The sequence below is a fragment of the Methylicorpusculum oleiharenae genome (assembly GCF_009828925.2).
GTDB classification, from domain to species: Bacteria; Pseudomonadota; Gammaproteobacteria; order Methylococcales; family Methylomonadaceae; genus Methylicorpusculum; species Methylicorpusculum oleiharenae.
The window spans coordinates 803,355-829,801 of record NZ_WUTY02000001.1 but is presented as its reverse complement, the minus strand read 5'-3'; the positions used below and the strand labels follow the sequence as shown (position 1 = coordinate 829,801).

Sequence of the window (26,447 nt, the reverse complement as noted above, 5' to 3'; positions counted from 1 at the left end):
TAAGAACCTGTTGGTAAAACAGGTTCTTAACAGCAATTCCCAGTTTGAACTCTTATGTGGCTTTGAGGGTTGGCGTAACCCCCTTTTTTTATCGTCAAACTGGGAATTACTGGGTTCTTAAATCACCGTTTGCAATAAATTCCGGAATTTACCTATGAAAACGTCAAGATTGATGGTGATAGTGTTGCTGATAGCGGGTGTGTCAGTAGTGTATGCCGATAACAATCAGCAAACCCTGGCGCCCGGCTACGGCGCCCTGGAGTTTTCCCCGCCCTCCGTTGGCAGTTACAGTCTTCCGGCAATCGGCACTGCAGACGATGGCAACGTTCTGACCAGCCAAGGCAAGCCCGTAACACTGCATAGTTTGATGGGCGATAAGCCGGTGCTGCTAAGTTTCATTTATTCAACCTGCAGCGATGTTAACGGCTGTCCATTGGCGACGGCGGTATTTCATAAAATCAAAAACCGGCTGCAAAAAGACCCGGAACTGGCTGCGAGTGTCCGGCTTGTAACTCTCAGTTTCGATCCCGGCCATGACACGCCCGATAAAATGAAGCAATACAGTGAGGGGCTTAGCGGTAACGGTGTGGACTGGCATTTTTTGACGACGGCATCCGAGCAAGAATTGCAACCCATATTGTCCAGCTATAAACAAAACATTCAGAAAGTCTATGATGAAAAAGGCCGATTCACGGGTACTTATTCGCATATTCTGCGTGTTTATCTGATCGATACCGATAAACACATTCGCAATATTTACAGTACTTCTTTTCTTCATCCTGACACCTTGATCAATGACATCAAAACCCTGATAAATAAAGGCGAATCATCCCCCAGTGCCGAGGTTTCCAATCCGCTTAATCCCTATAGACCGGGTGACTCTAAAACAAGTTATGAAAAAACCGGTTACGTCACGCAAAGTATTGCTCTCAGCCACAGAACAGGTAAATCAGCGGATTTGATGAAGCTGATTCACAAGCCTCCGCTGGGATTGCCTGCTATGCCGCAACCGGCTGAAAATAAAGTAACCCATGAAAAAATTCAATTAGGCAGGAAACTATTTTATGACCGCCGCTTGTCGCTCAATAATACGTTTTCGTGCGCGATGTGCCATATACCTGAACAAGGATTTACCAGCAACGAAATGGCTACAGCGGTAGGTATCGAAGGCCGCAGCGTTAAACGCAATAGTCCGGCGCTCTATAACGCAGGCTATTCCACCGTATTATTTCATGATGGCCGCGAGTCAACGCTTGAACAGCAAGTGTGGGGGCCGTTGTTAGCTCACAATGAAATGGCCAACCCCTCCGTCGGCTATGTCATCGACAAGCTTAAAGTCACCGATGATTACCCGGAACAATTTGCCAAAATTTTTGGCAAAGGACCCAGCATGGAAACATTAGGCATGGCTTTGGCCAGTTATGAGCGAGCCCTCATTTCCGGCAATTCGCCTTTCGATCGATGGCATTACGGCAAGGAAAAGCGCGCCTTGACTGAGGCCGAACAACGGGGATTTACGTTGTTCACCGGTAAAGCCCAATGTTCAGCCTGCCACACTATTGGCCCGCATGACGCCTTATTAACCGATAATACCTTTCATAATACCGGTATTGGTTACCTCGAAGCGATGGGCACACCTGATGCGAAAAGAAAAATCCAGGTGGCACCCGGCATTTTCATTGACGTGGATACGGATCTGATTGCACAGGTTTCTGAGGTAAAAGCCCATGACCTGGGTCGCTACGAAGTGACACAAAATCCGGAAGACCGCTGGAAATACAAAACACCGACCTTGCGCAATGTCAGTTTGACGGCGCCTTATATGCATAACGGTTCATTGGCCACCCTTAAAGAAGTTGTAGAGTTTTACAATCGCGGTGGCATCGCTAATGAAAATCTGGATCGATTGATACAGCCATTAAAATTAAGTGATAAGGAAATCAATGATTTGGTTTCATTTTTAACATCACTGACCGGTGACAATGTCGATGAATTGGTCGCCGACGCATTTGATGCGCCGGTCAGTGATGCTGATTAACGGTTTGGCGTGATCAAGCCAGGGTCAACAGCGACGAAATGAGGTGAGCATAGATATCAAGCAATGCAGCTAGCGAGTTTTGATAAACAGCGTTGAGAGTATTCACCGGTTGCTGCATCAATAATTCAGATACCTGTAACAGGTTGGAATAAGTGTTGATCAGGTAGGTTTCGACTTGCCCCGTCAATAAACTTAAATGGCTTTGACTTTGAGCCATTAGACCATTGAGTTGTGCCAATAAGGGTTCGATCAAGCTGACTGAAAACGCCTCCGGATCGGCATAGAAGGCGGTCCAAAAAGCTTTGGATTGAGCATTCAAGTCAATTAACCCGCTCTCAACCTGCTGATAGGATGCCGCTAATTTGGGCACTACTTCCTGATACGTGGCTGTCCCGTTTTCTACGGCGAGTTGATACCATTCATTAAGTGTTTCGCCAGGGTGCTCATAAACCTGATTGGCCTCGACTGAAATAAAGCGGTGTGTCTCTAGCAACACGTCCTTGAGCTCTTGGTAAGCGGTTGTGGTCTGGTGTTTAACATGGTCGAATAACTGGGCGGTAGGTTTATAAAGCTTGTTTTCTAAATCAAGCGGTTGAATTGATAAAAAATCAGGATTATCAAAAATAGACACGGTGTACCCCCATCCAGGACATAACGGGCTGTTTGAAAAAAGATGCGGCCGGAGAGGCCGCATTGAGAGGAAGGATTTCAACTCTGTTCTCGTGAAGAGTGCATACAAGAGTCGAAGCGCAGTCTAACGGCAACGTTGATAACTGAAAATGTGGCATTTTGCCGCGCGACATTTAGCCGCCTCCAACGGTATGGATTTTGCCCTAATAAATTATTTTGTCAAAAAATACTGGCGCGATTTTGTATTGAATTGACGCTATCTGTTTGAAATCAAGCGCTAAATAAATCGAAATACTGCTGCGAATGCACGTTCGCTTCAAAATTGAAACTAGTGCAATTGACACACTTTATAGTGAAATGCCCCGTTTTTGCGTTGCCGAAGATTTAAGCGTTTTGAAACGAATACGCATAATGAGCCGTATGAAATAGCGTCTGTTTTGCAGCAATTTCCAGTTTGATGATAAAAAGGCTTACGCCAACTCTCAAAGCCCTATTAAAAGTGCAAACTTGGAATTGCTGGCTTTGCAGGGTCGGTTTATCAGGCCATCGCTCAGAATAAATCTACCACTGAAGTTTCAACTTCATTTTTTATTGCAGATTGGCTGTGTATGTTGGCTTGTCTTTCAGACAGTAGCAGTGTCAATCGTTCGATACGAATTTTAAAACGCTGCAAACCGTCGTGTTGATTTCGATCATGGTGTAACTGCAGAAAATTGTCTAAGTATTTTCCAACATCCAACATCCAACATCCAGCATCTTTTGACTGATTTTGCCCATCATTTGCGTAACAATATCTTCGAACTGCATTGCCATGACGCTGTCTTGGGTCAGGTTCTGAATTTGTTCGGTCACTTCGGTAATAATGCTGGAATGCTGATGAGCTTTAGCCGTTAGCTCTAAAAGCTCGGCACCCAGATTATCCGGATTTTCTCCTGATCGCTCGGCTAAGCTCATATCGGTCTATGTGGCTTGGGTGACATGTAAACCGACCTCTTTTTTGCCTTGCGGGTTGAAGAGGAATCAAAGAATGTAGCCCGGATTATTTTTGTCAATCCGTTGCGTGCAGGGTTGGTGCAACGAATAAGCGATTTTCCCTTTTGGAATGCGGTTTGGGTTTAACAATAATTAGTAGGAGCCGGTCCATGTCCGCGATATGAGCGACGCCGTAACCTATTCGCGTGCATGGCCCGCTCCAACACTTTAAATAAAACTCTTAAACCCGTGTTTGTCTTACATTTTTATAAAGATACGCTGATTGTTTTTCAGAGCCCATCAAGTCGCATATTTATGCTTATACTTCAGAGTCACCCATCAGATTCACAGGAGATTACATGCTGGATATTAGTAATTATTACGAGCAGTTGGTCATCGACCAGCTATGGAAGGTTAATGAGGGTTCTTCAGAGCCTTTGACCCGCGCATTTCTGGAAGATGTGGCTTGTTTGGTTCTCAATCAACTGCCACCCAGTTACGTTCGAAATGCTGCCGATAAATCAGCCAATCTTACAGAAACCCAATACACGGAAATGATGGAGGCCGTCTCAAAAGCAATCAGGCAGGCGATTGAATTGGTTCACCGGCGGCCTCATGATGGCAGAGAGACATAAGCTTTAAAATAAATTGGCCGGATTTTATATAACGTAGTTCTTGCTCTATCACTTTCCCCCTGATTGCTCATAATGTTCGCATTGATGGCTGAATGCAGACCGGCAAAGCACTTTGAGTTTACCCGGCGTGCGCGCGGTCAGTCATGTATTCTGATAATGTAGTTTCGAATCACTACTTTGTGCCAAAGAATTTGCTTTAACTATACTCTAAGCATTAAGGCGTTGGGGAAATCAAGATATTGAGATTTTGTAACTATTCAGCGGGGCCACAAAACGCATGCGATACATTGAATAATTACACTATTTTTTCATTAACCTTATCAGGGCCGGTTTTTTGAAACAATCATCCATCTATACACGTAAGGAACGCCTGACTATTGCCGGTCTGGCTGTTGCTTGCGCCTTGGTTGGAAAACTGGTGTGGGTGTTTTTTTTCGCCAAAAATCTGGTTGCTATGATGCCTTGGTGGATAAGTGATTTATTGGGTATTACGATCGCCACGCCCTTGTTTCTCGCTTTGCATCATATCCCACTCTTACGCTTTCTCTCGCCCTCCGGAGACCGGGGTGATTTTAACCGGCAAATCCTGCAATCAGTCCAGGAAGGCGTTTTGGTTTACGACAAGGAAGGCCGGATCACTTTTTTGAATCGCTTTATGGAAAATCTTTGCGGAAAAGTGGCTGACGCCTGTCTAGGCAGGCAGGCTGTGGAGGTATTTCCTTTTCTAAAAGAAACCGCCATACCCGGAGCTTTTCATCGTGCATTGGCCGGTGAAACCGTCTATCACGCACCTTTTGCCTGGCAGGATTTAAATCATGGGACAGTGCATCGAGTGATAGTGCTTCAGGCTCCGTTGTTTGATGATACTGGGCAGATTGACGGCGTGATTGAACGGGTCAGTAATGTTTCTCAGCGTATCGCGGCAGATCAGTCGCTTATGACAAGTGAAACATGGTTTCAAAGCATTGTAGAAAATTCACCGGCTGTTATCTATAGCAAAGATCTGGACGGTAACTATTTATTTATTAACCGGTGTTACGAGAATCTGTTTGCCGTAAACAACGAGGCCATCAAAGGCAAATCCGATTTCGACGTGTTTTCTGTTGAACAGGCCGATGCCCTGCGGGAAAACGATAGACAGGTTGTGCTCAGTGGACAGCCACAACTATATGAGGAAAAAATGCCGCATCCGGACGGAAGCATCCATACCTATCTATCTCATAAATTCCCATTAAGCGATGCGCATGGAAACATAAATGCTGTTTGCGGCATATTGGCTGATATTACCGATCGCAAGCAATATGAACAGTTGTTATTGGAGAGCGAATTACGCTGGAAATTTGCCCTGGAAAGCGGCGGTGACGGGGTCTGGGATTGGGAATTATCAACCGGAAAAGTCTTTTTGTCGCCACGCTGTATCGAAATTCTTGGCTTTTCAGAGCTGGATAAAGCAGATTACTACCGCAACTGGGAAGCCACTATTCATCCGGAAGATCTTGAACGGATGAATGCAGATTTAAACGCCCATCTCAACCAGCAAAGCAAGCGCTTCAGCAACGAACATCGCGCCAGACACGTCGATGGTGAATACCGCTGGATTTTGACACGCGGACTGGTCGTCAGTCGTGACCCTGCCGGTAAAGCCTTGCGCATGATAGGCACTCAAACCGATATAACCGGCCGCAAGCAATTGCAATGGGCACAATTGTCAAAAATTCTCGATGGCTCTCCTGAAGCCATCTTGCTGGTGACTGAAAACGGTATGATCCGGCTTGCCAATGACCCCGCATCCAGAATTTTTGCCTATTCTCCGGGCGATTTGATCGGCCGGAGCGTTGATGAACTGGTACCTATGGGCGCCCGTCATGGACATGACCATAAGCGAGCACAGTTTATGGGTGAAAACAAAGCCCGGCCGATGAGTGTGAACCGTACTTTAAATGCCTTGCGCAAAGATGGTTCGGAGTTTCCGGTGGAGATCAGTCTGACGCCTATAGAATTGGATAATCAGAGGTCGCTGATTGTTTCGATTCTGGACATCAGCGAACGCAAGCATATTGAACACGAAATGCAGCTTATGGCCATGGTGTATAAGGCGATCGGCGAAGCAGTGATCGTAGCCGACGCCAAAAATAAAATTATAGCGGCTAACGAAGCCTTTACCCGTTTAACCGGCTACAGTGAGCAGGAGGTATTAGGTAAATCAACGGATTTGCTGAAGTCAGGCCGCCACGATTCAGATTTTTACCAGGCGATGTGGCATTCCTTGACATTGACCGGGCACTGGCAGGGCGAAATTTGGAACCAGCGCAAAAATGGAGAAATTTATCACGAGTGGCTCGTTATCAATAGTATCTACGGGAGTAATGGCGCGGTCGAGAGAAGGGTGGCGATGTTCTCTGAAATCACCGAGCAAAAAAAGGTCGAGCAAACTATTTGGCGGCAGGCCAATTACGATCCTTTAACCGACTTGGCTAACCGGCGCATGTTTCAGGACCGGCTGGATCAGGAAATTAAAAAAGCCCAACGTGGGGGAGGTTGCCTGGGGGTTATCCTGTTAGACCTGGATCATTTCAAGGAGATCAACGATACCTTGGGACACGGTATGGGTGATATTTTGTTACAGGAGGCTGCCAACCGATTGCTTGGTTGTGTAAGGCAAGCCGATACCGTTGCGCGGTTGGGAGGTGATGAATTTACCATCATTCTCAGCGCTCTCGATTCAGAGTTCAGTGCCGACCGGGTTGCCCAGGCCATTTTACAAAAACTCTCCGAGCCTTTTAGTCTGGGTGATGAACGGGTCTATATCTCGGTCAGTATTGGCATTACTTTTTACCCGCAGGATGCAACCGAATCCGAACAATTGATAAAAAATGCCGATCAGGCCATGTACAGCGCCAAACAACAAGGCCGCAACCGTTACAATTACTTTACCTCAGATATGGAACACTTCGCGCAGAACCGGATGCGGCTGACCAATGATTTGCGGCATGCCTTGGCAAATGACGAGTTCTTATTGTTCTATCAGCCGATTGTTGAAATGAGCAGCGGCAAGATTCACAAGGCAGAAGCCTTGATTCGCTGGCAACATCCGGAACGCGGCATGGTGAGTCCGACTGAATTTATCCCGTTAGCGGAAGAAACCGGAATGATCAACGACATTGGTGATTGGGTTTTTCGTGTTGCAGCCAAACAGGCAGGGGAGTGGAGAAATCAGTATTTTCCTCATTTTAAAATAGGGGTCAATAAATCGCCGGTACAGTTTGGCAAACGTAATCAATCCTCAGACGACTGGTTTGTTTACCTCAATGAACTGGGCCTATCCGGTGAAAGCATTGTGATTGAAATTACTGAGGGCTTGCTTCTGGATGCCAGCAACAGTATTCGCGAGCATTTGCTTGCCTACCGAGATGCGGGCATTCAGGTGGCTTTGGATGATTTTGGCACCGGTTATTCAGCGCTTTCGTACCTGAAAAAATTCGATATTGATTATCTCAAGATTGACCAAATGTTTACCCGGAATATGGCCACTGATGAGGGTGACAGGGCTTTGTGTGAAGCGATAATAGTGTTGGCCCATAAATTGGGGCTCAAAGTGATAGCCGAAGGCATCGAAACCGAACAGCAATTTCAATTATTACTCGAGGCCGGTTGCGATTACGGACAAGGTTATTTGATCTCCAAACCTGCACCCGCTGAAGAAATTGCGCTGATATTGGCCAGACAAGCAGGTTCTTAGTGCTCAGTCATGCTTGTTTTGCCGGGTAATCAATCATGATCCGTTCGCCCTGAGCCTGTAGAAGGGCATGCGGTTCATGGTTCGATAAACTCACCACGAACTGCTTTTTTGCATCATCCTGTTGTCCTCTGTCGCTTCGGAAAAAGCCCCGCACATTCAGTTTACCAATCTGCTGCGAAATTCGTTCAGCTATACCCGAGAAGGCACAGCAGCATCGCCGACGAAAACCGCGTCACCGTCTCCGATACCGGAATCGGAATGGAACAAGGTCAGCTGCAACAAGTCTTCGAACCGTTTTACCGGGGCCACAGCTTAGACTTGACGATAGTCAACCGGCTCTGCAACCGCTTAGGCGGGCATTTAAAAATCAGCAGCAAACCTGGAGAAGGCTCACGCGTGCGTGTCGGTCTTTTTTTTCCCAAAACCAAACGGGTGGGCGGAAGGCGTTTGTTAATCCAGTAGAATGCGGTGAGGCACGAACCGCATTGATGGGCTTGCGAACGCCGCCTAAATAAAGGCTTTGTTGATTTTGGAGCCAAAAATCGGGAAGATATTTGTAAACACTATAACCACTCGTAAGCGCTGGAAAATATGGATACAAGAATCAAGGGAAAAATAATATCCTGGAATGATGACAAAGGTTTTGGATTCCTTGAACCAAATGAGGGTGGGAAACAAATCTTTGTCCATTTCAAAGCTTTTAATAACCGGAAAAAAATGCCTGCGATAAATCAGGCCGTTACCTATTCCATATCAGCTGATAAAAGTGGCAGACCTTGTGCTGAAAGAGTGACAAGAGTCGGTGAACTTCTAACGAATAACAAAAAAACTGATAGGGCCTATGTCGCTATTTTTATCCCAGTATTATTTGTTGCGATTGTTGGCATATCAGCACTAACAAACAAGGTTCCCTTTTTAGTCTTGCCATTTTATTTGGTTATTAGTTTATTGACTTTTATCTTGTATAAAGTTGATAAATCAGCGGCTCGAAATGGAGATTGGAGAACGAAGGAAAGCACTCTGCATTTGTTTTCATTAGCAGGTGGTTGGCCTGGTGGAATGATTGCCCAAAAAACATTACGACACAAGTCTAAAAAACAATCTTTTAGAGCTGTGTTTTGGGTGACGGTTTTACTGAATTTCAGTGCTTTTATTTGGCTGCATACACCCGGTGGAGCATCAGCGCTTTCCTTTATTGAAGAACGAACCGCTCTGAACGTTTCGTATGGGATTATTTTTGACAAAAAAGGGCACATTTTGAAGCATAAGTTTTAACAATGAGCATGATATAAATCCTACCTGACCATTCTCACACACAGTTAAAATGAAAGATCCCATTGCAGCCAAAACCGCTGTTCTGATTGACTCATGGATAAAATAGGATCTTCGATGATTAAATGACTGACCTGGAAATTCACTTTATTGGAATGGCCACTGAAGAAATACGTCATGACACCGCTGACTTCCTGTTGCAGATCGTTGTCGACACCGGTGTCCGGATCAACAAACGCATAGCGGCCGGCAAATTCCAGATTTTTAGGTACGATCGCAAATAAGTAGTGAGGGAAGTAACCCGCTTGTATTAAGCCACCTCTTAGATTGGTTTCTCTTGATGAATCAGATCCTGCTTTAAGCGTGTCTTCGATTTCTTTCCAGTGCATTTCGTGCTGTATCGATAAGCCTTGCCATTTGAAACGGACTTCCTCCATCATCTGATTGATTTTGTATTGTCCATCTTCCCCCTCATCAAATCCCCGCAAATTCCTGCAGCTGTCGCTGTCGGTTTCAAACGCAGTACACTTGCTTTGGTTGGTCGCTGCGGCGAAAGCAAAGTTGAGCGCCGGTTTTTGATGGAATTCGATATCGGATTGGGAGAAGGGCATTTCCCCGCCCAAGGCGTTCCATTGCAAGCGGCCTGCATACATCATATTGTCATCGTCATTATTGCGTTCGCCCACTCCTAAACCTGAAAAGACGCCGGCTGCATAGCTCATGTCATACCAGGTGCCGGGAAAAAGATTGCCCAGGACTTGAACGCCTTGTTGCCGGTCCACGGTAAAAATATCGTTGACGATTGAGCGATTGACAAACTGCTGGTTGCCCGAGGATGTAACGCGTTCGTCGTTATAGACTACCTTGCCTCGGCCTACCCATAATTTGGCCCAATTGAACTTGTCCAAACTCAGATTTAAATCGCGCAACACCGGTTGAGACCAGTCATACTGCAAATAGTATTTTAGCCAGGGCCAATAAGCATGGCCTTTAAGCTTGGTCCGGGCCCTGCGTATCATGAATGAACTTTGATCGCGTTCGAGTTGGCTGATTGATCGGGGGTCACTGTCAAAAGGGTTGGCATACCGGACTTGTATGCGATTTTGGATGGCCAGGGCGAATTTGCCGTCGTCGGTTTTGACTTCAAAGCCGTTCTTGCCGTAACTGGCACTGACCGGAAAACCATCCTGTTTTTTTGACGGCACTTTGTCAGCTACCCTGGTTTCCACCGTCTGCGTTGGAACGGGCGGTTTTGCTGCAACGGGAGCCGGTATTGCGATGGCTGGCTCTGCGGTAACGACGGACGATTTGTTTTCCAAAACTTCCAATCGGTTCAGCTTTTCATCCAACAGCTTTAATTTGGCATCGAGACGTTTTTCAATAGCCAACAACTCTTCTTTATACTGTTCGGGATTTTGTGGTTCTGCCGAAAATGCCGTTCCGTTTAGCGACAGGCCTAGCAAAGCGCATTTACCGGCGTTGGAAAGCGGCCTCAAATTTAATGGGGTGTTCATGATGAAGTTTTGTCAGCTAACAAAAACGCCAATTATGACAAAAATATGACAGAATTATGACAACGGATGATGAAAAAAATGTTATAGCTTTATGACTGCCATGTCTGCTGGTTTTTCACCTACTCCAAGGTGTTTGAGCTGCATTGAATTTATGAAGTGGTAAACGGTCAATCGCCTTGACGTTATTCTTTTTAAATCAGGACAAAAAAGTGCAATTAGATTTTTGGTTAAACAAATGGCAAAACAAGGACATTGGCTTTCACCAGGAAGCGGTCAATCAGTCCTTGATGGATTTTTGGCCCCGGCTTGATTTGGGAAATCAGGGGCGTGTTTTAGTACCCCTGTGTGGTAAAACACAGGACATGCTGTGGTTGGCAGGACAAGGTCATGATGTCGTGGGGGTGGAAATCAGCCCCATTGCAGTACAGGAATTTTTTGCCGAAAACCGGATGGATGCGGCCCATGTTCAAATGGAAGGTCTTGATCATTGGTCGGCTGGAACCTTGCGGCTGATTTGCGGTGATTTTTTTGCGACAACGAATGCGGTTGTTGAAGGCGTCACCGCGGTATTTGACAGGGCCGCGTTAATTGCCCTGCCTCCGGAACTTCGCCGCCGCTATGCCGCTCATCTCAGTTCTTTGTTGCCTTATGGTACGGACATGCTTTTGATCGCCATTGATTATCCGCCGGCAGAAATGGATGGACCGCCTTTTTCGGTCAATGATCATGAGGTCAACGCCTTGTATGGCGAGAATTATAGAATCAGCTCGCTGGCAGAGCGCGATGTGCTCGATGAAAATCCCCGGTTCAGGGAGCGAGGCTTAACCCGGATGATCGAGCGGGTTTACCGGCTGACAAAATTATCCTGATGACCGTTTGAGGGGCTTATGGATTTAGCTGAAACAACTTGCTAATCAGGTCTTCTTTTACCCCAGCAATTCAATGAATCTATCCACATGCGCTTTTTCTGTTGCAAAACTGGTGACCAGGCGGGTCAATACTTCATTTTCTGCCAACAAACCGGTTTTGGCTCTGGGCGGGTTCCATTCATGAAATAATGCACCTTGTTGTTTAAGGTAAGCGGCAAAATCTTTACTCATGATACAAAAGACTTCATTTGTCTGAGTGCGCCAGCCCAGCCTTGCGTTTTGCCCTTGTTCTATGCCTTTTTGTAAATAATCAGCCATCGCATTCGCGTGCCGGGCAGATTTTAGCCAGAGATCGTCGTCGAGATAAGCGTCAAACTGGCTGGCAATAAAGCGTGTTTTGGAAAAAAGTTGTGCTGCCCGTTTGCGAATGAACGGCAAATCCCTAGCCATGCCGGGTTCCATAAAAACCAGCGCTTCAGCGCACCAGCAACCGTTTTTTGTAGCGCCAAAAGAAACGATGTCGACGCCGCATTGCCAGGTCATTTCAGCCGGAGTCAGGTTTAACGCCGTCAGTGCGTTGGCAAAACGAGCCCCGTCCATGTGCAAGGGGAGCTGTTTGGCTTTGGCGATCGCCGCAATTGCCTTGATTTCATGCGGCATGTACAGCGTGCCGATTTCAGTCGCCTGGGTGATCGATACCGCCATGGGTTGACCGGCATGGATAAAATTTGGCGGAAAGCGGGCGATTTCGGCTTTCAGATTGCCGGGATCTATTTTGCCGTTTTCACCATCAACCGGAGCGAGCCGGGCGCCGTGCGTAAAAAATTCAGGCGCGCCACATTCATCTTCAATCATGTGCGCTTCACGGTGACAGAACGAAACGCCGCCCGGGCGATTGACGGCGGCCAGTGCCAGAGCATTTGCAGCGGTACCGGTACCGACAAAAAAAATCGCAACTTCGCGCTCAAACAACATATTGAAGCGCTGTTCTACCCGCTTATCCAGTTCGCTGGCGCCATAAGCCGCCGAGAAACCGCTGGATTCTTCAGACAGTCGTCTCGCGATGGCGGGATGGACGCCCGCCCAGTTATCGGATGCGAAAAACATTCTGGTACCTCTGTTTGCCGGATCAATTGATTAAAAAAGCCGAACCTAACGCTAAAAATGCGACAAAGCCGACCACATCGGTCACTGTTGTCAGGATCACCGACCCGGATAGTGCCGGATCAATCTCGAATTTATCCAGCACGATCGGAATGATAACGCCCGAGAAAGCAGCGGCGATGATATTGATGACGATGGCCGTAGCGATCACAAAGCCGATACCAAAACTGCTAAACCAGATCGCGGCGATGATGCCGATAACCAATGCCCAGAGCACACCATTGACCGCGCCAACCCGCACTTCCTTGATCAGCAGCGGTATCATGTTGCCTTTGGCTATTTGACCCAGCGCGATACCCCTGATGATCAGCGTCAAGGTTTGGCTGCCGGCAATGCCGCCCATAGAAGCGACGATGGGCATCAGCACGGCTAGGGCCACGACTTCCTGCAAGGTGCCCTCGTAAAGACCGATAGTCCAGGATGCCAGGAAAGCGGTCAGCAGGTTGATGCCCAGCCAGGTTGCCCGGCGTTTTGAGCTGCGGAAAACAGGGGCAAATAAATCTTCATCTTCATTTAAACCGGCGGTAGCCATCAATTGGCTTTCATATTCTTCGCGGGTGATTTCCAGCGCCAGTCTTAACGTCAAGCGGCCTAAAAGCAGGTTATTGCTATCGACCACCGGTAATGCGCTCAAGCCGGAATGCTCCATTTTTTCCGTGGCATCGCTGAGATAGCTTTCAGCAGACAACGTGACCGGGTCTTTTATAGATAGGCTGACCAGAGTCGCTTGAGGAGGCGCCAAGTAAATTTTATGCAAGGGAACGGTGCCGACATAGCTGCCGTTGCGCTGAATCAGATAAATACAGTCGGTATAATCCGGTAATTCATTCTGAATTCGCCTTAACGCATCCCTGACTCGGGCCGAGCGCGGCAGAATGATCAATTCATGATCCACGTAACGGCCTATCTGGTCTTCGTCATACTGCGAAGATAATTGGTAATGCTTACGCTGGTCGGCATCCATACCGCTCAAAGCGTTGTCCACGACGTATTCCGGCAGCGATTCAGCCAGCTCGATCAAATCTTCAGCATGAAGGCCGCTTAACAGCGCTTGTAACTCGGTTTCTTCCAGGCTTTCAATGATGGTTGCGCGTGGTTGCGAACGCATGGCCACCAGTACATCGACCCGGTCTTCCTGCGGCACCTGTTCCCAGCGCTGCAAGCGTTCCTGCAAGGGCAATGACTCCAGCAGCAAAGCCAGTTCGGTGCTTTCCAGTTCTTCTATAGCCTCTTCAAAAACAGCTTTTTGATCATCTTTCTCGGCGATATTGAGGCGTTCGACCAGATGACTCATTTCTTCATTCATGCTGTTTCTCCATTGAGGTTGTCTAATGTTGTTCGGAATTAACATGCCAAAAAAAAGCCTGTAAGGCTTTTATTTGGCACTGTTCACATTAAAAGTTGGCGTCGGCCCTTTGTTGCCGGGGCCCAGAAGCCATGGATGGCGTTGATGTCCTTTCAACTACTAACGCTCATGAAGTCTTGGCTACAACTCTGCAAATGAAAGACCGTTGTAGGGCAGATAAGGCGATAGCCGCATCCGCCAAAGCCGTTAAAGGTGGACGCGCTGTCGCTTATCCATCCTACCCATATGCCGCCCAGACCTTCACGGGAACGCGAACAGTGCCTTTTATTTTGGCCGCTGCCTGCCAAGCCGGTCAAGGGCAAACCGTTCGATTGATCTCCGGGTTGTCCGGAAAGCGACAGTGTACGTCATCTGATCCTGCCGTGAGACTAAATTCAGGAAACAATGCGACTCCCGGATCTCGCCTTGACCTCAGTAAGAAACCCTTCTTTGCATTGCGTTAATCAGCGATTCGTGACGTTAAAAAATCCTGGACAAAACGTGTGCATCTCGTCCGGCAGATGTCTTTTTTAATTCCAGGAGTAAATTAGTCAAGAACTTTTTGAAAAGACTAATGTCCGAATAATCATTACGTTAATCCGGTCGATGAGGCGACTGGTTTATATCTCATGAATATTCGATTTTCGGATATGAAAACGGCTGTTTTCAGGGGTTTTGTGGCACGTTACGGGCTCTTTGGACATTAAGAAGACGTAACAGGCGGTCATTAAAGGCATCCAGAGATGCGGTATAAATGAATTTTTTATCCAATTCGTTTCTATCGCAAAGAAACTGGGCACCTGCACCGCCTATCCATAATTGCGTGTCATCGGATGTTGATTTAGCAAGTTGATTTAACTCGAGCACCGTTTCATTCAGGGGTGGAAAAGTCACGCAGCTAAGGACAATAACAGCGGGTTTGAGCTGAATACTGGCTTTTAACAGTTCATCGCCGGGAATATCCGGGCCTATGTAAAAGCACGGACAGCGCTGAGAGACAGCCAGCATACAGGTCAGCAATATGCCGAATTCATGGTCTTCACCGCTTAGCGTCGCAAACATGATACCGGGATTAGGCCCGGTAAAAGGGTGCATGGAATTGACCAGGCTTAAAACTATACGTTTTACGCAGGCGGACAACATATGTTCCTGTGCAATGCTAAGTTTGCCTTCATGCCATAGATTGCCGACATTCTGCAGTGTGGGTAACAAAACATCGCGGGCATAAGCGAGCGGCTCCATTGCCACCAGTGCGCGGCGCAAAAGTTCCTCGCACTGATCCATGCGGTAATTGAGCAGCGCATCGATTATTTGAGTGAAGAAAAGATCATTGTGATTACTGCGTGTTTCCTGATGGGAAGAAACCAGTTCCTGCAATTCAGCATTGCTCAATTCGGCAATTTTGCTGATTGTGAAGCCTTGCTGGGTCGCGTTGGAGAGTAAGGTTAACCGTTCGATGTCCTGTTGGGTATAAAGACGGCGCCCCTTGTCGTCGCGAACAGGGATTACCGTGCCGTAACGCCTTTCCCAGGCGCGCAAGGTTTCTGTGTTAATGCCTGTGAGAGAGGTAACTGTTTTGATGGTATACATAATTTGCACAGGGTTTGTTTAACAAAAAGTTTGACAAGCATTGTACTTTGGCGTAACTTTGATTCCAAGCTTTAATTTAGCTTCAAATAAACTTCTACGGCTTACCTGATCGGTAGTCCAATTAAAGGGGTAAAATAACCATGACCCAGCTTCAAAATGTTCAACTTGCAACCAGCTTCATTCATGATGGATTAACGTCCGCCACCAATGAAGAACACCGCTCTTCACTACTGCACCGCACCAACTCAAAATTTAAAACGCCAAGTAACAAACAAGACAATGACATTGGCTTGAAAACACTATTCGAACAGGAAGCAACTCCACTTGATCAGGCCGATGGTGATGATTATGAAGACACCTTATCGGCTTCCACCGAATCTTTGGAACTTAAAATTCATACCCAAAATGCAGTCGTGTTGACTGCTGAACAGTTCAACTGGCATGCCCGCAAAATGGGGAAGGCCAGACAAGAACTGACAGAGATCATTATCAATTCGCCCCAGGCACTGCTGATTATGGCGGCTGAATTTCTCGATTCGTTGGGCAAAGGTGTTGATATTTCTGAGTTGATTAACCGGAGCGGTTGTGAACAAAGCCAACCTGTACAAAATAGCGAGCTTGTACAGGATACAGCGAAGGGCCTTGAAATAAAACTGACCAATTGCTTTCAGAAAATCATTAATGCCGAAGAAAGTATCAATGTTGAATTGACGTTGCAAGAATGCCGGATGGCGCTGAGCGATATACAGTTTTTACCCAACTTTTTGCAGCAAGTGGTTTACAGCATCAAGTCGCAAAATCTGAACAAAGAAGCGGGTTTTCAGGATGACGTTTTAGTTAAAACCCTGCTGGCCAAGTTAAAAGGTATGGTGGATTCCCGCCAAGCCATGATTAAAGGGAATCTCAGACTGGTTACCTACATTGCTCGTCAATACAACAATCAGACCCTGTCATTTTCCGATTTGATTCAGGAAGGTACGGTCGGGTTGATTAAAGCGGTGGACCGTTTCGACTTTAGTCGTTCGGTTCGCTTTTCTACTTACGCGATATACTGGATCAAACAAACCATTTCCAGAGTCATGGTCCGGCAGGAAAAAACAGTCAGGCTGCCATACAACATAGCGGCCAAAGCATCGGCCGTTTATGAAGCGATGAACAGCTTGCACTTGCAGAATAATCGCTGGCCCAGCGTTACTGAACTAGCTGAAAAATGCAAACTGCCTGAAGACGAAATCAAGGCGATTATCGACAATTACCAGCCTACCGTGTCTTTGTTCAGCAACATTAACAACAATGAAGACATGCCTGAAGTGATAGACACTTTAGAGCAACATCACTATCCGCAACCCATCAATACCTTGGCTGCAAGCGCATTAAAAGCCTGCTTGAGAAAAGCAATAGGGACTTTGCCTGCTCGCGAGGCCGATATCATTACCTGCCGCTTCGGTCTGGATAATGATCATGAAATGACCTTGCAGGATATTGCGGAACATCTGTCATTAACCCGGGAACGTGTCAGACAGATTCAAAACAGCGCATTATTGAAACTGAAAAACAATTTCAGTCATGAACTGATCGACTTTCTTGAACCGGGTTAACTCATTTTTCCTGAGTCAAAACCTTTAAAAACTAAAAATCTTAAAAGAAACCGGCAAAAAAGCACTCAGTTTTAAGCTGAAGAGGATAAAGCTGGTCGAAAAACCTACATGCAGGAGACTACTACCATGCCTTGGAAAAATGAGAATAAAGAACACCATGATCTGGGTGAAAAGTCAAAATCGGATTGGGGCGAGCAGATAGATAATCATTGGAATCAATATTCCGAAAAATTTAATCAGTTTTTTTCCAAAAACACCAAAAAGTTGGCTTTGTACGCCGGCGCTGCGTTAGGTGTCAGCTGGCTGGCCAGTGGTATTTATATAGTAGACCAAGGCAGTCGGGGGGTTGTCACCCGTTTTGGCGCTTATGTCTCTACCTCGATGCCCGGGCCTCACTGGCACTTGCCCATGCCTTTGGAAGACGTGCAGATCGTCAATGTGGAAAACCAAAGGTTCATAGAAATAGGTTACAACACGGGCAGCCGTAACAACGGTTCAGGTTCTGTTTTACCCGAATCCCTGATGTTGACCAAAGACGAAAACATAGTCAGTGTCAGACTGGCGGTGCAATATCAAATCAAGGATGCCAAAGATTACCTGTTCAACGTCAAACAGAGTGAAGCAACACTCAGGCAGGTCACCGAGAGCATTGAGCGAGAAGTGATCGGAAGAAACGATATGGGTTTTATCCTGACTGAAGGACGCAGTCAAATCGTCACCGAAATTAAAGATGAAGTCCAGAAAGCAATGGATGAGTATAAAACGGGGTTAAGAGTCGCGAGTGTCAACCTGCAGGATGCCCAGCCGCCTGAAGAGGTTCAAAATGCATTCGAAGATGCGATTCGAGCCCGTGAAGACAAGCAGCGGTTGATCAATGAAGCGGAGGCTTATGCGAACGAGGTCATACCGAAAGCAAGAGGTGCCGCAGCGCGGATGATACAAGAAGCAGAAGGTTACGAAGCTCAGGTGGTCGCCAAATCCAAAGGTGAAACCGAACGTTTTGACCAGTTACTCGTAGAATATGAAAAAGCGCCGAAGATAACCCGCAAACGGATGTACCTTGAGGCTCAGGAAAAACTGTACAGCAGCAGCAATAAGGTGATGGTAACGGTAGAAAACGGTAACAACATGTTTTATTTGCCGCTTAACCCCTCCGAATCAAAAAATAAAAGCGACTCAGCTTCAATCTCCGAAAAAATAAGTCAGGCTGCAGGGCAGGTCGCCCAAGCTGAAAAGCTTAAAAATATCCAAAAACAACAACCGGTAAGTCGCGTTAGCAGGAGCAGATTATGAACCCAGCACAAATATTAGTTCCAATAAGCTTGAGTGCCTTACTCCTCAGTTATATGACCGTGTTTTATGTAGGAGAAAGCGAAAAAGCGATCAAATTCAGACTGGGTGAAATTGTTGAATCCGATTACGATCCGGGTTTACACTTTAAACTGCCGTTAATCAATAACGTCAGCCATTACGATGCCAGAGTGCAGACGCTGGATGCGAAGTCAGAGCGGTTTCTGACATCCGAAAAGAAAAACGTAATCGTTGACTCATTTGTTAAATGGAAAATATCAGATGTCGGTCTTTTCTACACCACTATGGGTGGTGACGAATATCAGGCGAACCTGCGACTGGATCAAGTGATGAAAGACGCCATGCGGGGCGAGTTCGGCAGGCGGACAATTAAAGAGCTGGTTTCGGAAGACAGGGGCGATATGCGCCGTATGTTGATTTCACGGCTGGCACCCGTGGCTAAGGAGTATGGGATTGAACTTTTGGATATTCGTATCAAACGCATAGATTTGCCGGAAGAAGTCAGCAGTTCAGTATACAGACGGATGGAGGCCGAGCGTGAAAGAGTGGCAAGGGAGTTTCGCTCTCAGGGTTCAGAACAAGCGGAAGAAATCAGCGCACAAGCTGACAAAGAACGGGAAATAATATTAGCCAATGCGTATCGGGAGTCCGAGCAAATACGTGGTCGCGGTGACGCGAAGTCTTCAGAGATTTACGCGGCAAGTTACGGTAAAAATCAGGAATTTTATGCCTTCTATAGAAGTCTTAATGCTTATGCTACTTCTTTCGAAAAAACCCAGGATACGCTGGTTTTGGAGCCTAAATCTGATTTCTTCAAATATTTTTCGAAAGAAGAATGATATCCTCATACTTCCATAGAGGAGAAAAAGTATGAAAACAAATGCAATTAAATTTTTAATCTGGATTGCTGTAGGCGTTACGCTCTTTTCAGCATTCAGCCGGATGAATCCGTCGGGAGACAGTAACTATGCCTTGTCTTACTCTGATTTCATACAAGATGTAAGAGGAGGCGCTATCTCTGAAGTCATTATTAATGGTGATGAGATAGACGGTCGCAGAAGAAATGGCGAACGGTTTATTACCTACAACCCCAATGATGCTCGTTTAATAGACGAACTGTTGGAGTACGGTGTCAAAATCAAAGTCGCCAGTCCGCCAAGACAGTCAATGTTGATGCAGATCTTCATTTCCTGGGCGCCTATGTTGCTTCTGATTGCTGTCTGGGTTTACTTCTTCCGCAAGCAACAAGGCGGTGGCGGTATGGGTGGACAGATGAACTTCGGCAAAAGTAAAGCTAAATTGCTGGAAGAAAATCAGATCAAGGTCAAATTTGACGATGTTGCCGGCGTTGAAGAAGCGAAGGAAGATGTTGTTGAAGTGGTGGACTTTCTGAAAGATCCCTCCAAGTATGAATATCTGGGCGGCAAAATACCCAGAGGTTTGCTAATGGTAGGACCTCCCGGTACCGGTAAAACCTTGCTGGCCAGAGCCATAGCAGGAGAAGCCGGAGTGCCTTTCTTCTCGATATCGGGTTCTGATTTCGTTGAAATGTTCGTCGGTGTCGGTGCCTCAAGGGTGCGCGACATGTTTGAACAAGCCAAAAAACGCGCGCCTTGCATCATCTTCATCGATGAAATTGATGCGGTGGGAAGACATCGCGGTAACGGTATGAATGGCGGTAATGACGAACGCGAACAAACCTTAAACCAATTGCTGGTTGAGATGGACGGTTTTGCGGGCAACGAAGGCATTATCGTAATTGCGGCTACTAACCGCGCCGATGTACTGGATAAAGCGTTGTTGAGACCCGGCCGTTTTGACAGACAAGTCACTGTTGGCTTGCCTGACATAAGAGGCCGTGAACAAATCTTGAGAGTTCATTTGAAGAAAGTTCCGTTGGCTGATGATGTCAACATCATGGATTTGGCAAGAGGCACGCCTGGTTTCTCGGGTGCCGAATTAGCAAATCTGGTCAACGAAGGCGCTTTGTTTGCCGCAAGGACGAACAAAAAGGTAGTTGACATGAATCACCTCGATAAAGCGCGTGACAAGATGATCATGGGTGCTGAAAAGCGCAGCATGATGATGAGGGAAGAAGACAAGTTGATGACGGCTTATCATGAGGCCGGTCACGCGATCGTGGGCCGCACAGTACCTGAGCATGATCCAGTCTACAAAGTCAGCATCATGCCGCGCGGCGGAGCCCTGGGTATTACCATGTTCCTGCCGGAGCGCGATACCTACAGTGCCAGCCGTGACAAGCTTGAAAGCCAGATTGCCAGTTTGTACGGTGGCCGTGTCGCCGAAGAAATTATCTACGGTAAAAATAAAGTCACTACCGGCGCCTCAAACGATATTGAAAGAGCCACCCAGTTAGCCAGAAATATGGTGACTAAATGGGGTCTTTCAGACCGGTTGGGTGCAATGGATTACGGCGAAGACCAAGGTCGTGGATATATGGGGCCACAGGCAAAAGCCATGTCCGAAAAAATGGCCGAAATGATAGATGAAGAAATACGTAATCTGCTGGATTTGAACTACGAAAGAGCGCGCACCATCCTTACTGAGAATATGGACATTCTTCACAATATGGCCGATGCGTTGATGCAATGGGAAACCATTGATAAGTTCCAGATAGATGACCTGATGAACGGCAAAAAATTGGCGCCACCTGTCATTGAAGAGTCAAAACCTGACGAGCCGCCAACTGCGGAAACTGGTTCCGGAACAACTCCAACTGTAGGCCAGGGCGGATTGGCAACCTGATAATCAGTCAATTTGGTTTTGAAGGGACGTTGTAAAAAAACCGTTCGTTCTGAGGCCTTCAACAAGCTTAGGGCGGACGGACCAACTTTTTTACCCGGCAAAATAAGCATGGCTGAGTTACTAGAGATAAAAAACAATCAAAGCCGTTTGTTAGCAGTCATAAACTGGCTGCAACAAGCCCTTTGAACGATTGATCAAACCGCCCATCCGTTGTGGAGATGGGCAACCCAATAAGATATCCGCATGTATGTAGGGATTTATTAACGATTGCCATGGGCAGATCTCCTGCCTATGGCTGAAAAATCGATAGGTTCTTAATATTGATTTTGGCAGCGCTTCTGCGCTGCGGGAAGCGCGCTTCCAGTGTAATGTCCTCCTCTATAAGTCCTCCCCACGCGTCACTAGGGGGAGGACTCTTTTTTTTCGCGAGGTTCTCATGAATGCTTTAGCAACAAAAAGTTTAAACAGTGTCAAGTACGGTCTGGAAGCTAACTACTATGTTTCGCTGTTAGTCACTGTCGTGACTGCAATCATGTCTGTAACAGGGAAAGACAGTTTTTTCACGATGGGCGATGATCTATACGGGCCGCTGGGTAATAATCTCAAAATCATGCTGATCTATTTGGCTTTAGCTCAGTTGGTGGTGTTTATATACTGCTTGAGAAAACAAAATTATCGGGAATTGACGATCATGGGATTGTTCATCATTTTGTTGATCGGTGGCGTTGAGTTTTATGGCGCCATCAACGATGTTCCGATAGATGAAAAATATAATCCTTTTTTTCTGTATACCGGCTTGTCACATATTTTTTACGGTATATTGTCGTTCTTGCCTGACAAAAAAGATCAAATGGACGCAACAAACATAAACTAAGTCATGGTTAAAAGGGTGGTTGATTGATTTGTCAGTTTGTTATTCTTTATGAACATTGGCAAATCAATAGCCTACTTAATCTAATAACTCAAGACCTAATCACGATTAGAACATTACCTGATTAGCAAGATGTTTCAGCTAAATCCATGAGCGCCGTCATGCCCGTCGGGAAACGGGCATCCAGTGCCATGGATGGTAAGCTTCGAGCTATCCATGGCTCTGGATTCGCTGGGCGGTCTGACGGTTCGGGCAATCTCCCGGCATTCCCTGGCCGGGGCAGGCTATGCCGGAACGACGGCAACTACTCATGCAAACAAAGTTCTCTACCAGGCCTGGACAACCCTATAAAAACTGGGAAACATCAGATATAAAGCTCACAGTCTTATATCTTCAGATCATAAAATGCCATACCAACAAGGGAGGCAAGCAGTCATGAAAATACTTCTCACCGGCGGAACCGGTTTTATCGGCAAAGCCCTCATTCATTCGCTGTTACAAAGTGAACATCAAATTACTGTGCTGAGCCGAAATCCGCAACAGGTTACAGAACTTTGCGGGCAAAGCGTGTCAGCATTGGGGAGATTGGATGAATTAACGGCTGAAGATCATTTTGATGGAGTGATCAACCTGGCAGGTGCACCGATTTTTGACCAGCGCTGGACTGATGCCCGCAAACGAATAATATGGGACAGCCGTGTCAAATTGACTGAGCAGCTCATTGAAGCGATCAATAAAATGAAGGTTAAACCACAAGTACTGATCAGCGGTTCGGCCATAGGATATTACGGCAATCAGGGCGATACAGAATTGACCGAACAATCAACTTTCCGGGATGATTTTTCGCATCGTTTGTGCGAAGCTTGGGAAACTGAGGCAAAAAAAGCAGAAACCCTGGGCGTTCGTGTTTGCATTATCCGGACAGGGTTGGTCGTAGCTCCGGGTGGTGGAATTGTTGGTCGGATGCTGCTTCCGTTCAAACTGGGCCTGGGAGGCCGAATTGGCGATGGAAAACAATGGATGTCATGGATTCACCGGGATGACTGGATCAACATTGCATTGGCGATGATTGACAATCACAGCATGCAGGGCGTTTATAATGCGACGGCACCTGCACCTAGAACCAATGCAGAATTTAGTCAGGTGTTGGCAGCGTGTTTAAAAAGACCTGCCTTAATTCCTGTACCGGCCTTTTTGCTTAACTTATTGCTGGGTGAAATGGCCGAACTGGTTTTGGGTAGCCAGCGGGTCATACCAAAACGTTTACTGGATCAAGCTTTTCAATTTAAATACACAGAACTTGACGCTGCCTTGCTGGATGCCGTTAAGTGAAGGCCATCGCAAGGAATATATAAGCCGTACGGTAGGAGCGGGCCATGCCCGCGATAAGAATAAATAAGCAAGAACTGTTAGTTCAAAGTGGCATATTTGCCGGGCTCACTGTACATTAACGAGCTGCAAATCAGACAAAACTAACAACTCACTCATGGCCATCAAAAAATCCGAGCTCTATAGCTCGTTATGGAAAAGCTGCGACGAACTGCGTGGCGGAATGGATGCATCGCAATACAAAGACTATGTGCTGGTATTGCTGTTTATCAAATACGTCAGCGATAAATACGCGGGTGTCCCCTATGCTCCGGTCACCATTCCGGAAGGCGCAGGTTTTCGTGATATGGTCGCCCTAAAAGGCAAGCCCGATATCGGCGATCAAATCAATAAAAAGATTATCGGGCCGCTGGCGAGTGCCAATAAACTCTCCGATATGCCGGACTTTAACGATGCCGGTAAACTGGGTAGCGGTAAGGAAATGGTGGATCGACTCACCAATCTCATTGCCATTTTTGAGCACAAAGCCTTGGATTTCTCCAAGAATCGGGCCGGAGGCGATGATATTCTCGGCGATGCTTACGAATTTCTGATGCGCCATTTTGCGGTGGACAGCGGCAAAAGCAAAGGCCAGTTTTACACTCCGTCCGAGGTCAGTCTCATTATGGCCAGGATCATCGGTATTCGAGAAGCTAAAACCAGCAGCAACACCACCGCTTACGACCCAACCTGCGGATCGGGTTCTTTGATACTGAAAGTCGGCGATGAAGCGCCTACCGAAATTACGCTTTACGGGCAGGAAAAGGACGCGGCAACCAGCGTTCTGGCGCGAATGAACATGATTTTGCACAACAATCCAACTGCACTGATTGTGCAGGGTAATACCCTGGCTGATCCCAAGTTTAAAGAGGGCGAGAGCCTCAAGACGTTTGATTATGTCGTCGCTAATTTTCCATTCAGCGACAAGCGCTGGAGCAACGGCGTCGACACCGAAAACGACCCTTACGACCGCTTCAAACATTTTGGCACCCCGCCCGAAAAACAAGGTGATTATGCCTACCTGTTGCACATCGTCCGCTCGTTGAAAAGCTCCGGCAAAGGTGCCTGCATTCTGCCGCACGGCGTATTGTTTCGTGGTAATGCCGAGGCCGATATCCGCCGTAACCTGATACGCAAAGGCTATATCAAAGGCATCATCGGCCTGCCGGCCAACTTGTTTTACGGCACCGGCATTCCGGCCTGCATCATTCTGATCGACAAGGAAGAGGCGCACACTCGCAAAGGCATTTTCATGCTCGACGCCAGCGCCGGTTATATGAAAGACGGCAACAAAAACCGGCTGCGGGCGATGGACATCCACAAAATCGTCGATGTCTTCAACAAGCGATTGGAAACCCCCAAATACGCCCGCATGGTTGGCTTTGAGGAAATCGAGAAAAACGACTACAACCTCAACTTGCCGCGCTACATCGACAGCCAGGAGCCGGAAGACCTGCAAGACATCGAAGGCCATTTGCGCGGCGGCATTCCGCTGGCCGACATTGATGCACTGCAACGCTATTGGCTAATTTGCCCTCATCTGAAAGCGGCCTTGTTTAAAGACAATCGCCCCGGGTATCAGGATTTAGCGGTCGATAAAGCCACCATCAAGACCAGCATCTACCAACACCCGGAATTTGCTGCCTTCATCACCGGCATGAACGATCACTTCGGTGCCTGGCGACAACGCACTGCCGCCATGCTGAAAACCCTGGAAAGCGGCTGCCATCCCAAGCAACTCATTGTTGAGCTGTCCGAAGGCTTGCTAAACCACTACACCGGTAAAGCCCTGATCGACAAATACGCTGTTTATCAGCATCTGATGGATTACTGGGCAGAAACCATGCAGGACGATGGCTACCTGATCGCCGCCGATGGCTGGAAAGCCGAGACCTACCGTATTATCGAAACCGATAAAAAGGGCAAACAAAAAGACAAAGGCTGGACTTGCGATTTAGTGCCCAAAGCCTTGATCGTCGCCCGCTACTTTGCCCAAGAACAGCAAGCCTTAACACAACTGCAAATCGATCTGGATAGCGTCAGCGCCCAACTCACTGAACTGGAAGAAGAACACAGCGGCGAAGAGGCAGTGTTTGCCTGCTTCGACAAAATCAACAAAGCCGAAGTCAGCAGCCGGTTGAAGGAAATAGGCAATGATGCAAACGCCAAAGATGAAATCGCCCTATTGAGAAACTGGCAGAATCTGTCCACGGACGAAGCCGCATTGAAGAAAGCACTCAAAGACGCCGAAGCGGAACTGGATGCTAAAGTCTACGCCCACTACCCCAAACTCAGCGAAGCCGACATCAAAACTCTGGTGGTCGACGATAAATGGCTGGCCACGCTGGACGCTGCCATTCACGGTGAAATGGACCGCATCAGCCAGCAATTGACCCAGCGTGTCAAGCAACTCGCCGAACGCTACGAAACCCCGGTGCCACAAATCAACCTGCGCGTGGACGCATTGGAAGCCAAGGTCAACGGCCATTTGCAAAGGATGGGATTTGTATGGAACTGAAGCAAAAGCCATTTCATACGGTGGATGCGCTGGCGCTTATCCACCCTACCATAGCGGGCTATCGTTTAAACTATTGGCCTTGCCCAATAAGTCAGAAGCCTTCTCACCCATTTAGAAAGTCGCATCAAAACCCATCAAGTAGGGTGGATAAGCGTAGCGGATCCACCAGGATTACATTGTTGGTCCGCCATTTAAACATTTTGCATTACCCAAGCAGTCAGAAGCCTTCTCGCCCATTGAGAAAGTC

Annotated in this window: 21 protein-coding genes; 15 read left to right on the top strand and 6 right to left on the bottom strand. The window is 47.1% G+C overall.

The window, feature by feature from the left end:
• Positions 1–154 precede the first annotated feature (154 nt).
• Positions 155–2,038: a cytochrome c peroxidase gene (locus GO003_RS03920; protein ID WP_159659213.1), complete on the top strand. Its 1,884-nt coding sequence runs from the start codon at positions 155–157 to the stop codon at positions 2,036–2,038.
• Between the two features lie 13 nt (positions 2,039–2,051).
• Here GO003_RS03920 and GO003_RS03915 read toward each other — a convergent pair whose 3' ends face one another.
• Both GO003_RS03915 and GO003_RS03910 read right to left on the bottom strand, forming a co-directional pair.
• A complete protein-coding gene (locus tag GO003_RS03915; protein ID WP_159659214.1) occupies positions 2,052–2,669 on the bottom strand; it encodes a hypothetical protein in 618 nt (205 codons plus the stop codon).
• A gap of 716 nt (positions 2,670–3,385) precedes the next feature.
• The gene (locus GO003_RS03910; RefSeq protein WP_159659215.1) at positions 3,386–3,622 is read right to left on the bottom strand and encodes a hypothetical protein; all 237 of its coding nucleotides are present in this window, start codon (positions 3,620–3,622) and stop codon (positions 3,386–3,388) included.
• 377 nt (positions 3,623–3,999) lie between these two features.
• Between GO003_RS03910 and GO003_RS03905 the strand changes: the two genes are divergently transcribed.
• From GO003_RS03905 to GO003_RS03890, 4 genes are all read left to right on the top strand, one after another.
• Positions 4,000–4,275 carry a late competence development ComFB family protein gene (locus GO003_RS03905; protein WP_159659216.1) on the top strand — a complete coding sequence of 92 codons (276 nt, stop codon included), beginning with the start codon at positions 4,000–4,002 and terminating at the stop codon, positions 4,273–4,275.
• 334 nt (positions 4,276–4,609) lie between these two features.
• Positions 4,610–8,014 carry a PAS domain S-box protein gene (locus GO003_RS03900; protein ID WP_159659217.1) on the top strand — a complete coding sequence of 1,135 codons (3,405 nt, stop codon included), beginning with the start codon at positions 4,610–4,612 and terminating at the stop codon, positions 8,012–8,014.
• Between the two features lie 258 nt (positions 8,015–8,272).
• The gene (locus tag GO003_RS03895; protein ID WP_231088809.1) at positions 8,273–8,476 is read left to right on the top strand and encodes a sensor histidine kinase; all 204 of its coding nucleotides are present in this window, start codon (positions 8,273–8,275) and stop codon (positions 8,474–8,476) included.
• Positions 8,477–8,605: 129 nt separating this feature from the next.
• Positions 8,606–9,289 (top strand): DUF1294 domain-containing protein, encoded by a 684-nt coding sequence (locus GO003_RS03890; RefSeq protein WP_159659219.1) that lies wholly within the window; start codon positions 8,606–8,608, stop codon positions 9,287–9,289.
• A 44-nt stretch (positions 9,290–9,333) separates the two neighbouring features.
• Here GO003_RS03890 and GO003_RS03885 read toward each other — a convergent pair whose 3' ends face one another.
• A complete protein-coding gene (locus tag GO003_RS03885; protein ID WP_159659220.1) occupies positions 9,334–10,800 on the bottom strand; it encodes a porin in 1,467 nt (488 codons plus the stop codon).
• Between the two features lie 209 nt (positions 10,801–11,009).
• Between GO003_RS03885 and GO003_RS03880 the strand changes: the two genes are divergently transcribed.
• Positions 11,010–11,669: a thiopurine S-methyltransferase gene (locus tag GO003_RS03880; protein WP_159659221.1), complete on the top strand. Its 660-nt coding sequence runs from the start codon at positions 11,010–11,012 to the stop codon at positions 11,667–11,669.
• 57 nt (positions 11,670–11,726) lie between these two features.
• On the opposite strand, the gene GO003_RS03875 is transcribed toward GO003_RS03880, so the two are convergent.
• Both GO003_RS03875 and mgtE read right to left on the bottom strand, forming a co-directional pair.
• Entirely contained in the window at positions 11,727–12,776 is a 1,050-nt protein-coding gene (locus GO003_RS03875; RefSeq protein ID WP_159659222.1) for a threonine aldolase family protein, read from the bottom strand.
• Between the two features lie 22 nt (positions 12,777–12,798).
• On the bottom strand, positions 12,799–14,139 hold the full coding sequence (gene mgtE, locus GO003_RS03870; protein ID WP_159659223.1) for a magnesium transporter: 1,341 nt from the start codon (positions 14,137–14,139) through the stop codon (positions 12,799–12,801).
• A 131-nt stretch (positions 14,140–14,270) separates the two neighbouring features.
• Here mgtE and GO003_RS03865 point away from each other — a divergent pair, with 131 nt between their 5' ends.
• Positions 14,271–14,642, top strand: coding sequence for a hypothetical protein (locus GO003_RS03865; protein WP_159659224.1), 372 nt, complete (start codon positions 14,271–14,273; stop codon positions 14,640–14,642).
• Between the two features lie 202 nt (positions 14,643–14,844).
• Here the strand turns inward: GO003_RS03865 and GO003_RS03860 are convergent, their stop codons facing one another.
• Positions 14,845–15,768: a MerR family transcriptional regulator gene (locus tag GO003_RS03860; protein ID WP_159659225.1), complete on the bottom strand. Its 924-nt coding sequence runs from the start codon at positions 15,766–15,768 to the stop codon at positions 14,845–14,847.
• A gap of 140 nt (positions 15,769–15,908) precedes the next feature.
• Here GO003_RS03860 and GO003_RS03855 point away from each other — a divergent pair, with 140 nt between their 5' ends.
• The 8 genes from GO003_RS03855 to GO003_RS03825 all read left to right on the top strand — a co-directional run bounded on the left by GO003_RS03855 (position 15,909) and on the right by GO003_RS03825 (position 26,200).
• Entirely contained in the window at positions 15,909–17,366 is a 1,458-nt protein-coding gene (locus tag GO003_RS03855) for a sigma-70 family RNA polymerase sigma factor (protein ID WP_159659226.1), read from the top strand.
• A 126-nt stretch (positions 17,367–17,492) separates the two neighbouring features.
• Positions 17,493–18,659, top strand: a complete 1,167-nt coding sequence (gene hflK / locus GO003_RS03850; RefSeq protein WP_159659227.1) for an FtsH protease activity modulator HflK — start codon at positions 17,493–17,495, stop codon at positions 18,657–18,659.
• A complete protein-coding gene (gene hflC, locus GO003_RS03845) occupies positions 18,656–19,516 on the top strand; it encodes a protease modulator HflC (RefSeq protein WP_159659228.1) in 861 nt (286 codons plus the stop codon). Before hflK ends, hflC begins: the two co-directional genes overlap by 4 nt.
• Before the next feature lie 31 nt (positions 19,517–19,547).
• The gene (gene ftsH, locus GO003_RS03840; RefSeq protein ID WP_159659229.1) at positions 19,548–21,443 is read left to right on the top strand and encodes an ATP-dependent zinc metalloprotease FtsH; all 1,896 of its coding nucleotides are present in this window, start codon (positions 19,548–19,550) and stop codon (positions 21,441–21,443) included.
• 436 nt (positions 21,444–21,879) lie between these two features.
• Complete coding sequence (locus GO003_RS03835; protein WP_159659230.1) at positions 21,880–22,317, top strand: hypothetical protein; 438 nt, start codon at positions 21,880–21,882, stop codon at positions 22,315–22,317.
• Between the two features lie 213 nt (positions 22,318–22,530).
• Entirely contained in the window at positions 22,531–22,665 is a 135-nt protein-coding gene (locus tag GO003_RS26115) for a hypothetical protein (protein WP_269144330.1), read from the top strand.
• An 84-nt stretch (positions 22,666–22,749) separates the two neighbouring features.
• A complete protein-coding gene (locus GO003_RS03830) occupies positions 22,750–23,646 on the top strand; it encodes a TIGR01777 family oxidoreductase (protein ID WP_159659231.1) in 897 nt (298 codons plus the stop codon).
• Between the two features lie 154 nt (positions 23,647–23,800).
• The gene (locus GO003_RS03825; RefSeq protein ID WP_159659232.1) at positions 23,801–26,200 is read left to right on the top strand and encodes a type I restriction-modification system subunit M; all 2,400 of its coding nucleotides are present in this window, start codon (positions 23,801–23,803) and stop codon (positions 26,198–26,200) included.
• Positions 26,201–26,447 lie beyond the last annotated feature (247 nt).

Bases quoted from the DNA above. Each gene is read 5' to 3' on its own strand.
- GO003_RS03890 (WP_159659219.1), top strand. From the start codon at position 8,606: ATGGATACAAGAATCAAGGGAAAAATAATATCCTGGAATGATGACAAA.
- GO003_RS03875 (WP_159659222.1), bottom strand. From the start codon at position 12,776: ATGTTTTTCGCATCCGATAACTGGGCGGGCGTCCATCCCGCCATCGCG.
- GO003_RS03855 (WP_159659226.1), top strand. From the start codon at position 15,909: ATGACCCAGCTTCAAAATGTTCAACTTGCAACCAGCTTCATTCATGAT.
- mgtE (WP_159659223.1), bottom strand. From the start codon at position 14,139: ATGAATGAAGAAATGAGTCATCTGGTCGAACGCCTCAATATCGCCGAG.
- GO003_RS03905 (WP_159659216.1), top strand. From the start codon at position 4,000: ATGCTGGATATTAGTAATTATTACGAGCAGTTGGTCATCGACCAGCTA.
- GO003_RS03860 (WP_159659225.1), bottom strand. From the start codon at position 15,768: ATGTATACCATCAAAACAGTTACCTCTCTCACAGGCATTAACACAGAA.
- GO003_RS03830 (WP_159659231.1), top strand. From the start codon at position 22,750: ATGAAAATACTTCTCACCGGCGGAACCGGTTTTATCGGCAAAGCCCTC.
- GO003_RS03895 (WP_231088809.1), top strand. From the start codon at position 8,273: ATGGAACAAGGTCAGCTGCAACAAGTCTTCGAACCGTTTTACCGGGGC.
- hflK (WP_159659227.1), top strand. From the start codon at position 17,493: ATGCCTTGGAAAAATGAGAATAAAGAACACCATGATCTGGGTGAAAAG.
- ftsH (WP_159659229.1), top strand. From the start codon at position 19,548: ATGAAAACAAATGCAATTAAATTTTTAATCTGGATTGCTGTAGGCGTT.
- GO003_RS03910 (WP_159659215.1), bottom strand. From the start codon at position 3,622: ATGAGCTTAGCCGAGCGATCAGGAGAAAATCCGGATAATCTGGGTGCC.
- GO003_RS03885 (WP_159659220.1), bottom strand. From the start codon at position 10,800: ATGAACACCCCATTAAATTTGAGGCCGCTTTCCAACGCCGGTAAATGC.
- hflC (WP_159659228.1), top strand. From the start codon at position 18,656: ATGAACCCAGCACAAATATTAGTTCCAATAAGCTTGAGTGCCTTACTC.
- GO003_RS03920 (WP_159659213.1), top strand. From the start codon at position 155: ATGAAAACGTCAAGATTGATGGTGATAGTGTTGCTGATAGCGGGTGTG.
- GO003_RS03835 (WP_159659230.1), top strand. From the start codon at position 21,880: ATGAATGCTTTAGCAACAAAAAGTTTAAACAGTGTCAAGTACGGTCTG.
- GO003_RS03825 (WP_159659232.1), top strand. From the start codon at position 23,801: ATGGCCATCAAAAAATCCGAGCTCTATAGCTCGTTATGGAAAAGCTGC.
- GO003_RS26115 (WP_269144330.1), top strand. From the start codon at position 22,531: ATGGCTCTGGATTCGCTGGGCGGTCTGACGGTTCGGGCAATCTCCCGG.
- GO003_RS03865 (WP_159659224.1), top strand. From the start codon at position 14,271: ATGGATGGCGTTGATGTCCTTTCAACTACTAACGCTCATGAAGTCTTG.